We start from the raw sequence: 12,871 nt of genomic DNA on the forward strand, positions 1-12,871 counted from the left end.
CGGAGGCCCCGTCAGGGGGCCAGCATGCGCTTCTGCAGTTCCACTGCGCGATTGGCGTAGCGGTTGATGCGGCACGACTGCGCGTCCAGCGCCTGACCCACGCTCTCCGTGGCCGCACTGCAGCGCTTGTCGGTGTCCTCGGCCCAGTTCGCCTGCTCGTCCATCCAGCGGTCCTTGGCCGGGCCGTCGGGGCTGTCCATCAGTCGCGCGACCTGTGCTTCCAGCAGCGCTTTGTGATGGGCGAGCTCGGTCGAGTCGCAGACTTCCAGCTGGTCGTCCATACCCCGGGCATCCTGCACGCAACGGGTGTATTCGGGCCGCAGTGTTGCCTGGGTATAGGAGGTATCCGGGGGCCCACTCTGGGCGAGCAGTTGATCGGCACGATTGGCCACGCGGAACAAGCGGCATTCCTGCGCCTTCTGCAGGTCATCCACCCCGGCAGTGGCCGCAGCGACGCAATGGCGATCGGTATCACTGCGCCAGGTCGCCTGGGTGGCCAGGAACGCATTCTTCGCCGCCGCATCAAGCCCGACGACGACCTTGCCGGCAGCCTCCTGCAGGCGCCCTTCCTGATAGGCCAGTTCGTCCTTGCCGCAGGCCTGCAGCTTGCCCGCATCCTCCACGCCATCCACGCACCAGCCATAGGCCGGGCGCAGGCGACCGTCCGAGTAGGACGCATCGGGGTACCCGGAGGAATCACCAGGCGATGGGCCGGGGGAGGCTGTCGGCGATGCCGCGACAAGCGGTGCCGGGGTGGGTGCGGCTTCGGCCGATGCAGGGGAAGAAGGTGCCTGGCAGGCGGTGAGTGCCAGGCACAGGGCCAGCACCTTCCAGTACCGACGGCCGGAGGCGATCTGTTCATTGCCCCGACGGGCATCCATTGCCTGCATTGCCTGTATCTCCCTTGCGTGTCGCCAGCGGTCGCCGGCCGGGAGGGGCCGTCCATCGGCCCCATCACGGGGGCAATCCTACGACAGCGGCGGTTTCAGATGGCTGACTGGATTCAGCTTGCGCGGACGGCGTCGCAGAAATCGCCTTGCCAGGCCGAGGCATGGAGCCCCGGCACAGACCGCGACAGGGCGCGCGGTCAATGTGCGCCGCCGCGCCCTCCCACCTGTTCGATCAGCGTCTGGCTGGCGGCGTTGAGGCCGACAACGTTGACCTCGGCACCGTGCGCGGCCAGTTTTTCCTGCGCGCGTTGCAGCGCGGCGACGGCAGTCAGATCCCACAGGTGGGCTTCGCGCAGGTCGATCTCAACCTTCTGTGCCACGCGTTGGTAATCAAACGCCGCACCCAGCTGCCCGGCGGAGGCAAAGAACACCTGGCCGCGCACGCGGTAGACCTGCGTGCCACCGGCCTCCTCGCACTGCACATCCAGCATGCGGCCGACCTTGCGCGCGAAGAACAGCGCCGACAACAGCACGCCGCTGAGCACGCCCTTGGCCAGATCGTGGGTGGCCACGGTGACCACCACGGTCAACAGCATCACCGCCGACGAGCTGCGTGGATGCGTGCTCAGGTCGCGCAGCGAGCGCCAGCTGAAGGTGCCGATGCTGACCATGATCATCACCGCCACCAGTGCGGCCATCGGAATCTGCCGCACCAGGTCGCTGCCGTACACCACCAGCACCAGCAGCAGTACGCCGGCCACCAGGCAGGACAGGCGCCCGCGGCCACCGGAGGTCACGTTGATGACCGACTGGCCGATCATCGCGCAGCCGGCCATGCCGCCGAGGAAGCCGGTGACCGTGTTGGCCAGGCCCTGGCCGACGCATTCGCGGTTGCGCTCACTGGGCGTCTCGGTGATGTCCTCGACGATCTGCAGGGTCATCATCGATTCGAGCAGGCCAACTACGGCCAGCGTGGCCGACACCGGCAGCAGAATGCGCAGGGTTTCCCAGGTGAGCGGCACATCGGGCAGCAGGAAGTGCGGCAGGCTGTCCGGCAGCTGGCCCATGTCACCGACGCTGCGCACGTCCACATCGAAGCCGATCACTATGGCCGTGAGCACGACGATGGCAACCAGCGGCGACGGCACGGCGCGGGTGATGCGCGGCAGCAGGTAGATGATCGCCAACGCGGCGGCGCACAGCACGTACACGGTGGGGCCGCGGCCGATCAGCTCGGGCATCTGCGCCAGGAAGATCAGGATCGCCAGTGCATTGACGAAACCGGTGATGACCGAGCGCGAGACGAAGCGCATCAACGAGCCGAGTTTGAACAGGCCGGCCACTACCTGCAGCAGGCCGGCCAGGATGCTGGCGGCGAACAGGTACTGCAGGCCGTGATCACGAACGAGATCGACCATCACCAATGCCATCGCACCGGTGGCAGCGGAGATCATGCCCGGCCGGCCACCGGCGATGGCGGTGATCACGGCGATGGAGAACGCGGCATACAGGCCGACCTTGGGGTCGACGCCGGCGATGAGCGAGAAGGCGATGGCCTCGGGAATCAGGGCCAGGGCGACAACGGCACCGGACAGCAGATCACCACGGAGGTTGCCGAGCCATTGCTGGCGCAGGGGATAGGACGTTTGCATGGAAAAGCTCCGCGCACACGCGGGCGGAGCCACGTGGCGCTGCAGTGGAAAGACACGGGTTCCTGAGCCGGATGGGCCGGCTGCCGATGGGCGGCAAGGGTCAGGGTGGCGTGATCACTGCAGTGCGTCGTCGGAAAGCGTGGAGGGGGCGGAGTTTACTGCAGCCGATGACCCGGAGGTAGGCCAGACTGCGTGAAAGGCAGCGGAGCGTGGCTCCGCTCTACAATGCTGCATGGTCACGGCCCCGCCCCGCTACTTCGATACACGCACCGAACAAGGCGTGCTGCGCCTGTCCATCGTCGGCTCGCTGCTGTTGGCTGCAGCGGCGGTGGTGTTCGGCCTGCTGGCCAACTCTTCGCTGATCATCTTCGATGGCATCTACGGACTGATCGACGTGGTGATGACCTGGCTGTCGCTGCTGGTCGCACGGCTGATCGCGCTGTCCACCCAGACCGACGCCCTGCAGTCGCGCCTCAACCAGCGCTTCACCATGGGGTTCTGGCACCTGGAACCGATCGTGCTGGGAGTAAGCGGCACGTTGATGATCGGTGCGGCGTTGTACGCGCTGGTCAACGCGGTCGATGCGCTGATGTCGGGTGGGCGGCAGATCGCGCTTGGTCCCGCAATCATCTTCGCGGCGCTGTCGATCGTGGCCGAGAGCGCGCTGGCCTGGTTCGTGCTGCGTGCCAACCGGCGCATCGGCTCGGAGTTCATCGCACTGGATGCGAAGAACTGGGCGATCGCTGCGAGCATGTCAGCCTGCTACCTGGCGGCCTTCCTCGGCGGTGTGCTGGTCCACGGCACGTCATGGGCATGGGTCGGACCGTACATCGATCCGGCCATCCTGGCGTTCGTCTGCGTGCTGGTGATGATCGCGCCGCTGGGCACGGTGCGGCGCGCACTGGCCGGCATCCTGCTGGTCACGCCGCCGGAACTGCAGGCGCACGTCGATGCGGTGGCGCGGGGAATCGTTGCAAAGCACGGCTTCGTCGAACACCGCAGCTACGTGGCCCAGGTCGGCCGTGGCGAACAGATCGAGCTGTTCTTCGTGGTGCGCGAGGACGACCCGCCGCGGCCCCTGCTGGAGTGGGACCACCTGCGCGACGAAATCGGTGATGCGCTGGGCGAATCATCACCGGACCGCTGGCTGACCATCATGTTCACCACTGACCGGGAATGGACGATCTAGGCCGACAGGACGTTCAATCAAGTTTTTCAGACGTGTTGTAACCCAACGTGTGCAGAATCCGGGCAAAGTAGGCTCCAACGCATTACCCACCCACTGACCAGGAGCATCCCGATGTCCATCGAAAAGGTTCTGTACACCGCCCAGGCCACCTCCACCGGCGGCCGTGAAGGCCGTTCCGTGTCCTCCGACAACGTGCTGGACATCCAGCTGTCGACCCCGCGCGAGCTGGGCGGCGCTGGCGGCCCGGGTACCAATCCGGAACAGCTGTTCGCTGCAGGCTATTCGGCCTGCTTCCTCGGTGCACTGAAGTTCGTCGCCGGCCAGGCCAAGGTCGCACTGCCGGCCGACACCACAGTGACCGGCAAGGTTGGCATCGGCCAGATCCCGACCGGTTTCGGCATCGAAGCCGAACTGACCATCAACGTGCCGGGCGTGCCGCGCGAGCAGGTGGAAGAGCTGGTGCAGAAGGCGCACATCGTCTGCCCGTACTCCAACGCTACCCGCGGCAACATCGACGTGACGCTGATCGTTGCCTGATGCAACGAGGGGTCGGATCTCTTTGCCATAGGCAGAGGGCTCTGACCCCGTTGCGGTGTGTCTGGGGTCAGAGCCCTTTCGCGTTGCGAAAGGGATCCGACCCAAAAAAATGGGCGGATGCCGGTCGAAACCGTGCATCCGCCCATCCCACCTCGGGTGGCCCCCCGGCACGTGGCCGGGGGCGCATTCGCTTGCGTAGAGCCGAGCCCATGCTCGGCTGATCCATCCGGCGCCGCGATGCGCGCTGGAAAGGCAGCCGAGCATGGGCTCGGCTCTACACGTCCAAGCCCTATTTCTCGCTGGTGATCAGCTGCACGACGCTGGAGAAATCCAGCTTGCCGCGACCGGCCTGGTGGTTCATCGAGTACAAATTGCGGGCCACTTCACCCAGCGGAATCGAGGCGCCGACGCTCATCGCCGCTTCCACCGCCAGGCCCATGTCCTTCAGCATCAGGTCACTGCCGAAGCCGCCGCTGTAGCCGCGCGAAGCCGGTGCGTTTTCCAGCACGCCCGGCCACGGGTTGCACACTTCGGTGGCCCAGCTGCGGCCGGTGCTGACCGCCATCATCTGCGACAGCACCTTCGGGTCCAACCCGTGCGCCACGCCAAGCGCGATGGCTTCGCCGGTGACGGCCATGATCACGCCCAGCGCCATGTTGTTGCACAGCTTGGCAACCTGGCCGGCGCCGCTGGCACCCACATGGAAGATGTTCTTGCCCATCGCCTGCAGCACCGGGCGGGCGCGTTCCAGCGCGTCCTCTTCACCACCGACGATGAAGGTCAGCGTGCCGGCCTGTGCGCCGGCAGTACCGCCGGACACCGGTGCGTCGATCATCTGCAGGCCTCGTGCGGCGGCCGCTTCGGAGACCTTGCGCGCGCTGGCGGGGGCGATCGTGCTGCAGTCGATGACCAGCGCACCGGAGGGAATCGCGGCAAGGATGCCGTCATCGCCCAGGTACACACCTTCGACGTGGCGGCTGGCCGGCAGCATCGAGATCACCACCTCGGCGTCGGCAAGCGTCTCGCGTGCCGACGGCGCTGCGCTGGCGCCTGCATCGACGGCGGCCTGTACAGCGGCCGGCACCAGATCGAACACGCGCACGGTGTGGCCGTTCTTGACCAGATTGGCGGCCATCGGGCCACCCATGTTGCCCAACCCAATGAATGCAATGCGGCTCATGCAAGGCTCCTTTCGACGACAGGGGTGCCCAGGTCGGCCAGCGGATGCGCGGCGTCGGCCCAGGGAGAAGCAAAGAACGTATCGGCCCATGCGCGGTTGGCCTCGACCAGTGTGGCCGGGTTCCACGATGGAGTGCGGTCCTTGTCGATCAGCAGCGCGCGGATGCCTTCGGCGAAATCGCCATGCGCGGCGCAATGCAGCGCCGTGATGTATTCCAGCCGGTACACGCTGGCCAGATCCTGGCCGGCGCTGCGGCGCTGCAGTTCGAAGGCCAGCCGTGCCGAACCCGGCGCACCGGCGGCCAGCGTCTTCTGTGCGGCCTGCAGCCAGGCATCATCGGTCTGCAGGGTGCTGATGCGTTCGACGATGGCGGCGAGATCATCGCCTTCGCACAGCGCATCGACTTGCGCGGCATTGGCCAGCAGCGGGCCGGTAGCCGCGTCGCTGGCGAACGACAGCAGCAGCTGCGACAACCGTTCATGGTTGCGTGCGGCATCGGCCGACCACGCCACCTGCAGCAGCGCATCGAACACCGCGCTGCGGCGCTCTTCGGCCACGTGCACGTCAGCGAGGCCGGCATAGATCGCATCGCCGGGGTTGAGCAGCGCACCGGTCAGGGCCAGGAACAGGCCACCGCTACCCGGCACACGCGGCAGCAGCCAGCTGCCACCCACGTCAGGGAACAGGCCGACCGTGATTTCCGGGAAGGCCAGCTTGGAGCGCTCGCTGACCACGCGATGGCTGGCGCCGGACATCAGACCGATGCCGCCGCCCATCACGATGCCATGGCCCCAGCACAGGATCGGCTTGGCGTAGGTATGGATCAGGTAGTCGACGCGGTACTCGACGTCGAAGAACTCGGCGGCGTAGTCGTTCTCGCGGATGTCCGTGTGGCCGGCCTCGCGGAAAGCAACCATCGCCTTGTAAAGGCTGTGCAGGTCGCCGCCGGCGCAGAACGCCTTCTCACCGGCACCCTGCAGCACCACCAAGGCGATGCCGTCATCGTCGGCCCACGCGTTGAGCTGCGTCAGCAGCAGGTGCGCCATCGGCAGCGAGAATCCATTGAGCGTACGCGGCGCGTTGAGCGTGGCGATGCCGATACGCGCGCCGTTGCCAGCGGCGCGCTCTTCGAACAGTACCGGTGCTTCGGCAGCGTTCGGGTCGACCGCGGTCATGCGTTCTTCCACTGCGCGGCGCGCTTTTCAAGGAAGGCACTCACGCCCTCGACCTGATCGGCGGTGTCGAACAGATCGACGAAGGCCTCGCGCTCGGCCACCAGCGCCGAGGCATGGGTACCGGTGCGGGTGGACTGCACCAGGGTCTTGCAGGCGGCGATGCTGGTCGGGCTCTGCTTGCCGGCCTTCTTCGCCCATTCCAGTGCCAGTGCCTTGGATTCGCCCTTGCCGACCTTCTCTTCGGCAAGACCAATCCGCACCGCCGTCTCGGCGTTGATGCGCTCGCCGAGCAGGATCATGCGCTTGGCCCAGCCCTCGCCCACCAGGCGCGGCAGGTTCTGGGTGCCACCGGCGCACGGCAGCAGGCCAACGGTGGCCTCCGGCAGCGCGACCTGGGCGTGGTCTTCGATGATGCGCAGATCGCAGGCCAGCGCGCATTCCAGGCCGCCGCCCATGGCGTAGCCGTTGATCGCAGCGATCGACACGCCACGGAACGCGGACAGCGCCTCGAAGGCTTCACCGAAACGGCGCGCGGCTTCGCGTGCCGCAGCCTTGTCGCCGGAGGCGAACTGGTTGAGGTCGGCACCCGCGGAGAAGAACTTCTCGCCGTCACCGGTGATCACCAGCGCGTAGATGTCGCGGTCTGCGTTGAGCGCGCCCACCAGGTCGCGCAGCGCCGACAGGCTGTGCACGGTCCAGGTATGCGCCGGCGGGTTGTGCAGGGTGACCACGGCGGTGTGGCCATCGGCCTCGACCTTCAGGCCCACGTGCTCCTGGGTACGCCAATCCTTCATCGCAGTTCCTCTTCAGTATTGAGCAGGTGACGGGCAACGATCACCCGCATGATCTCGTTGGTGCCTTCCAGGATCTGGTGCACGCGGCTGTCGCGCAGCAGGCGCTCGATCGGATATTCGCGGATGTAGCCGTAGCCACCGTGAATCTGCAGGGCTTCATTGCAGATGTTGAAGCCGGCATCGGTGGCGAAACGCTTGGCCATCGCGCACCACACGTTGGCATCGCTGGCCCCGGCATCGAGCTTGCGTGCAGCGGTATGCACCATCTGCCGCGCCGCGACCAGTTCGATGGCCATGTCGGCCAGCTTGAACTGCAGTGCCTGGAATTCGGACAACGCCTTGCCGAACTGGCGGCGCTCGCCCATGTAGCGGCGCGCGGCATCCAGCGCACCCTGCGCAGCACCCAGCGAGCAGGCGGCGATGTTGATGCGGCCGCCATCGAGCCCCTTCATCGCCAGCTTGAAGCCGCCACCTTCCTCTCCCAGAAGGTGGCTGACCGGCACGCGGACGTTTTCGAAGGTGATGCCGCGGGTGGGCTGGCTGTTCCAGCCCATCTTCTCTTCCTTGCGGCCGTAGCTGATGCCCGGCAGGTCGGCCGGCACCGCAATCGCGCTGACTCCGCCTGCACCGGCACCGCCGGTACGCGCCATCACCACCAGCAGTTCGGTGGCGCCGGCGCCGGAAATGAAGGCCTTGGCGCCATTCAACACATAGAAATCGCCATCGCGCACGGCGCTGGTCTTCAGCGAGGCCGCATCCGAACCAGCACCCGGCTCGGTCAGGCAGTACGAGGCCAGCTTGCTGCCCGAAGACAGGTCATTGCCCCAGGCGTCGCGCAGCGCCGGCTGGCCCCACTTGGACACCATCCACGAGGCCATGTTGTGGATGCTGATGTAGGCCGCGGTCGACGGGTCGACGTTGGCGAGCTCCTCGATGACGACGGCGGCGTCCAGTCGGCTCAGGCCGCTGCCGCCCACTTCCGGGTCCATGTACAGACCGCAGAAGCCCAGTTCACCGGCCTTGGCGATCGCCTCGCGCGGAAAGATGCCCTCCGCATCCCATCGCGCGGCGTGCGGCGCCAGTTCGGCCTGTGCGAAGTCACGCGCCGCTTCGCGGTACGCCTGCTGCGCTTCTTCCTGTTCCGTCGTCATCGAGTGGCTCATGGCTGCTTCCTGCTGTTACTTCAGGCTGATCGTGGTGTTGACGCCGTGGCTCAGCGTCTCGTCGTCGAACCAGCGCGCGGTGACGGTCTTGGTCTGCGTGTAGAACAGCACCACCTGTTTGCCGTACGGGCCCAGGTCGCCCAGCTTGGAAGCGCGCGAACCGGTGAACGAGAACAGCGGCACCGGCACCGGAATCGGCACGTTGATGCCGACCTGGCCGACGTCGATGTCTTCCTGGAAGCGACGTGCGGCGGCGCCGGACTGGGTGAACAGTGCGGTGCCGTTGCCATTCGGGTTGCTGTTGACCATGGCGATGGCCTCATCCAGCGTTTCCGCTTCGAGGATGACCAGCACCGGCCCGAAGATTTCTTCCTGGTAGATGCGCATGTCGGTGGTGACACCGGCAAAGATGGTCGGGCCGACGAAGTTGCCCTTCTCGAAACCATCGACCTGCGGCTTGCGGCCATCGAGCACCAGCTTGGCGCCCTGCTCCACACCCGAGGCGATCAGGCCTTCGACGCGATCGCGAGCGCTGCAGGAAATGACCGGGCCGACGTCGGTGCCGGCGACCGTGCCACCGCTGACCTTCAGGGTCTTGGCCTTTTCGACCAGGTCCTGCACCCAACCGCGCGCTTCGCCGACCAGCACCAGGGTGGAGGCGGCCATGCAGCGCTGGCCGGCCGCACCGAAGGCAGCGCCGACCATCGCGTTGAGGGTCTGCTCCTTGTTGGCGTCCGGCAGCACCACGGCGTGGTTCTTGGCGCCCATCATGCACTGCACGCGCTTGCCGGCCAGCGAGGCGCGGTTGTACACGTGGGTGCCGACGCGGGTGGAACCCACAAACGAAACGGCCTTGATGTCCGGGTGGTCGCAGATGGCGTTGACCACTTCCTCGCCACCGTGGACGACGTTCAGCACGCCCTTCGGGATGCCCGCTTCCAGGGCAAGCTCGACCAGGCGCATGGTGACCATCGGGTCCTGCTCGGACGGCTTGAGGATGAAGGTGTTGCCGGTGGCAATGGCCATCGGGAACATCCACAGCGGGATCATCGCCGGGAAGTTGAACGGGGTGATGCCTGCGCACACGCCCAGCGGCTGCATGATGCTGTAGGTGTCAACGCCATTGGCCACGTTGTTGGCCAGTTCGCCCAGCTGCAGGTTGCCGATGGCGGCCGCATGCTCGACCACTTCCAGGCCGCGGAACACATCGCCTTCGGCGTCCGGCAGGGTCTTGCCCTGTTCGGCGGTGAGGATGTGCGCCAGCTCGCTCATGTTTTCGCGGATCAGCTGCTGGTACTTCAGGAAGATGCGCGCGCGGGTACCGATCGGGGTCTTGCGCCAGGTCTTGAAGGCTTCCTTGGCGGCGGCCACGGCAGCGTCGACTTCACCCGTGGTGGCGAACGGCACCTGGGCCAGCACGTCCTGGGTGGCCGGATTGATCACGTCCTGCCAGTGGGAGGTGGCCGATTCAACGAACTGGCCATCGATCAGCATGCGGATACGGGGCGCTGCAACAGTCATGACGACAATCCACGGGGTGCGAAAGATGCTTGGCATTATTCACAGCACCCGCCTCGATTTCCGGCCTGAATCCGCTTAATCTGGCCAATGCCCGCCACGATTCCTGTTAATTCTGTGAATTATTCAGCCCCCCAGCGCCAACTTGGTCTGCGTCTGCTGCGCCTGCGCGAGCAGCGCGGCTACAGCCAGGCCGACCTTGCCCGCGCACTGGGGCTGTCGGCCAGCTACCTGAACCAGATCGAGCGCAACAAGCGCCCGCTGACGCCGGCGGTGCAGAAGAAGCTGGGCGAGGTGTTGGGCGATGTTTCCACCCTGTTCGACGACAATGAGCCCGCCGCGCTGCAGGAGTCGCTGGGCGAAACCCTGCGCGACCTCGGCCTGGCCGACGTCAGCGCCACCGAACTGCGGGCGCTGGCCGGCAACCTGCCGCAGGTCAGCCGCGCGCTGCTGGACCTGCACCGCCGCCACCTGGCATTGCGCGAGCATGCCGCCGCTCTGGAATTCCAATTGGGCGAGCCGGGCGCAGGCAGCACGCTGCCGGCCGGTGACCAGGTGCGCGAGTTCTTCAACCGGATGCACAACCACATCCCCGAACTGGATGAACTGGCCGAGCAGCTGTTCGCCGAATGGGGGCTGGCGCCGGGACACGTGGCACCCCGGCTGCGCCAGTTGCTGGCCGATCGCCACGGGGTGCTGGTGGAAGTGGCCGCGCTGCAGGCCGGCCGCGAGAAGCGCCAGTACGATGCCGGCAGCCGTACGTTGTGGCTGCCCGATTACCTGGAGCCGGGCCAGCAGGCGTTCCAGATGGCGGTCGAGCTGGCGCTGCGCGGCTACCTGCCGCAGATCGATGCGGTGATCGCGCGCACCGGCTTCAGCGACGAGGCCCGCATCGCGCAGGCGCGCATCGGCCTGTCCAACTATTTCGCCGGCGCTCTGGTGATGCCGTACATGCGCTTCCTGCGCGCGGCCGAAGCCAGCAGCTATGACATCGAGCTGCTGGCGCACCAGTTCGGCGTGGGATTCGAGGCGGTCTGCCATCGCTTGAGTACGCTGGCACGCCGCAGCGCACCCGGCCTGCCATTCTTCTTCATCCGCGTGGACCGCGCCGGCAATGTCTCCAAGCGCCACTCGGCCACCGATTTCCACTTCTCGCAGGTGGGCGGTTCATGCCCGTTGTGGATTGTCTACGAGGCGTTCAACCAGCCCGGACGCATCCTCACCCAGACCGCGCGCATGCCTGATGGCCGCCGTCATTTCTGGCTGGCACGGCAGGTCAGCAGCGGCCCGGTGGGCCACGGCCAGCCACGCAAGACCTTCGCGGTGGCACTGGGCTGTGACCTGCAGCATGCGGACAGGCTGGTGTATTCGCTGGGGCTGGACGTGCAGAGCCCGGGCAATTCGGTGTCGATCGGGCCGGGCTGCCGGGTGTGCCCGCGCGAGGACTGCATGCAGCGTGCGTTTACCCAGTTGCCGGGAAGGTAGGGGGTTCGGCAGGGCTGCGCCCTGCACCTGCTTCAATCCAAGGCAACAGCAGAAGCAACAGCGGGCATTCCGTGGGATGGCGGGGTGGGTCCCGCCGCTGTTGGTGGGTGTCGACCTTGGTCGACACGGTAGATCCACGCCATGCGTGGATGCGCTTCGATGAATTGTCGACTATTCGATTTCGATGGAGATTCATCCACGCATGGCGTGGATCTACTAAACCTTCCGCGCGTAGGCTGCATCCCACTGGGGATGCCCGCCCCGGAGACCGCCATGTCCCTGCTGCGCCCCTGCCTCGCCCTGCTGCTCGCTGCCGTCGCTGCGCCGGCATGGGCCACGTTCTCCATTGCCGCCTGCAATGACGCCGGCGACTGCGGGGTGGCCGTCGCCACCCACAACCTCGCCGTCGGCGGTGTCGGCGTGCCGTGGGCGCAGGCGAAGGTCGGCGCGGTCGCCAGCCAGTTCGAAACCAACCCGACCTACGGCTCGAAGGGGCTGGCGCTGCTGGCCGAAGGCCGCACGCCGGGGCAGGTACTCAAGCAGCTGCTGGACCAGGATGGTGACTTCGATGGCACCACCATCGCCGAGCGGCAGGTCGGGCTGGTCAGTGCGCGTGGCGGCAACGCGCAGTACACCGGCGCCACCGCACAGCAGGCCGATTGGGCGGGTGCCGTTGGCGAGGGCCAGGTGAGCGTGCAAGGCAACGGACTGGCCGGGCCGGAGGTACTTGCGGCGATGCAACGCGCGTTTGCGGCCACCCACGGCGAGCTTGCCGCGCGGCTGTTGGCCGCGCTGGAAGCAGGACAAGCGGCAGGCGGGCAACGCAGCGGGCAATGGTCGGCGGCGCTGCTGGTGCGCACGCCGGGCGGCGACTGGCAGGACACCGACCTGCGCGTGGATGCCGACCCGCGCGCCGTAGCGCGATTGCGCGAGCTGTACGACATGCGGCTTTCAAATGACGCGATCATCCGCGCCGAACAGCAGTGGGAACGCGGCGATGTTGCGGCTGCGCGCGCATCGCTGGCCACATCGCTGGCGCTCGCGCATGGCTGGGACCGCACATGGGCGCGTGCCGCGCGGTTGGCGATGTCACACGGCGAAACCGCATTGGCCCGCGAATACCTGGCGGGATTGCGCGCGCTCAACCCGGAATGGGTGAAGCAGGAGTTGGCCTTGCCGTTGTACGCGCCATTGCGGGGCGATGCGGTGGTCGAGGCGTGGCGATAGACGGTAGCGGCGGGGCCAGACCCGCGCGCGGCGCCGCGCGACAAACCCCCCGGGCGGGCCC

At 66.9% G+C, this 12,871-nt stretch carries 11 protein-coding genes; 4 read left to right on the forward strand and 7 right to left on the reverse strand.

What is annotated here, in order from left to right:
• Window positions 1–11: 11 nt before the first annotated feature.
• Complete coding sequence (locus tag AC13GI_RS09210; protein ID WP_482996102.1) at window positions 12–881, reverse strand: lysozyme inhibitor LprI family protein; 870 nt, start codon at window positions 879–881, stop codon at window positions 12–14.
• Between the two features lie 206 nt (window positions 882–1,087).
• Window positions 1,088–2,542, reverse strand: coding sequence for a SulP family inorganic anion transporter (locus AC13GI_RS09215; RefSeq protein ID WP_099819608.1), 1,455 nt, complete (start codon window positions 2,540–2,542; stop codon window positions 1,088–1,090).
• A gap of 232 nt (window positions 2,543–2,774) precedes the next feature.
• Here AC13GI_RS09215 and AC13GI_RS09220 point away from each other — a divergent pair, with 232 nt between their 5' ends.
• Together AC13GI_RS09220 and AC13GI_RS09225 are read left to right on the forward strand one after the other, a co-directional pair.
• Entirely contained in the window at window positions 2,775–3,731 is a 957-nt protein-coding gene (locus AC13GI_RS09220; RefSeq protein WP_482996103.1) for a cation diffusion facilitator family transporter, read from the forward strand.
• Window positions 3,732–3,842: 111 nt separating this feature from the next.
• Window positions 3,843–4,268 (forward strand): organic hydroperoxide resistance protein, encoded by a 426-nt coding sequence (locus AC13GI_RS09225; protein WP_004153735.1) that lies wholly within the window; start codon window positions 3,843–3,845, stop codon window positions 4,266–4,268.
• A gap of 289 nt (window positions 4,269–4,557) precedes the next feature.
• On the opposite strand, the gene mmsB is transcribed toward AC13GI_RS09225, so the two are convergent.
• The 5 genes from mmsB to AC13GI_RS09250 are packed head-to-tail and all read right to left on the reverse strand — an operon-like array spanning window position 4,558 to window position 10,101.
• Complete coding sequence (gene mmsB / locus AC13GI_RS09230) at window positions 4,558–5,448, reverse strand: 3-hydroxyisobutyrate dehydrogenase (protein ID WP_482996104.1); 891 nt, start codon at window positions 5,446–5,448, stop codon at window positions 4,558–4,560.
• Complete coding sequence (locus tag AC13GI_RS09235; RefSeq protein ID WP_482996105.1) at window positions 5,445–6,623, reverse strand: enoyl-CoA hydratase/isomerase family protein; 1,179 nt, start codon at window positions 6,621–6,623, stop codon at window positions 5,445–5,447. Before AC13GI_RS09235 ends, mmsB begins: the two co-directional genes overlap by 4 nt.
• Window positions 6,620–7,417: an enoyl-CoA hydratase gene (locus AC13GI_RS09240; RefSeq protein WP_482996106.1), complete on the reverse strand. Its 798-nt coding sequence runs from the start codon at window positions 7,415–7,417 to the stop codon at window positions 6,620–6,622. The genes AC13GI_RS09235 and AC13GI_RS09240 overlap by 4 nt, the downstream gene beginning before the upstream one ends.
• The gene (locus AC13GI_RS09245) at window positions 7,414–8,580 is read right to left on the reverse strand and encodes an acyl-CoA dehydrogenase family protein (RefSeq protein WP_099819603.1); all 1,167 of its coding nucleotides are present in this window, start codon (window positions 8,578–8,580) and stop codon (window positions 7,414–7,416) included. Before AC13GI_RS09245 ends, AC13GI_RS09240 begins: the two co-directional genes overlap by 4 nt.
• A 15-nt stretch (window positions 8,581–8,595) precedes the next feature.
• Window positions 8,596–10,101 carry a CoA-acylating methylmalonate-semialdehyde dehydrogenase gene (locus AC13GI_RS09250; protein WP_025875748.1) on the reverse strand — a complete coding sequence of 502 codons (1,506 nt, stop codon included), beginning with the start codon at window positions 10,099–10,101 and terminating at the stop codon, window positions 8,596–8,598.
• Between the two features lie 87 nt (window positions 10,102–10,188).
• Here AC13GI_RS09250 and AC13GI_RS09255 point away from each other — a divergent pair, with 87 nt between their 5' ends.
• Window positions 10,189–11,583 carry a helix-turn-helix domain-containing protein gene (locus AC13GI_RS09255; protein WP_482996107.1) on the forward strand — a complete coding sequence of 465 codons (1,395 nt, stop codon included), beginning with the start codon at window positions 10,189–10,191 and terminating at the stop codon, window positions 11,581–11,583.
• 273 nt (window positions 11,584–11,856) lie between these two features.
• Window positions 11,857–12,810: a DUF1028 domain-containing protein gene (locus AC13GI_RS09260; RefSeq protein ID WP_380657394.1), complete on the forward strand. Its 954-nt coding sequence runs from the start codon at window positions 11,857–11,859 to the stop codon at window positions 12,808–12,810.
• Window positions 12,811–12,871: the final 61 nt, after the last annotated feature.

This window comes from Stenotrophomonas sp. 82F1, assembly GCF_056861525.1.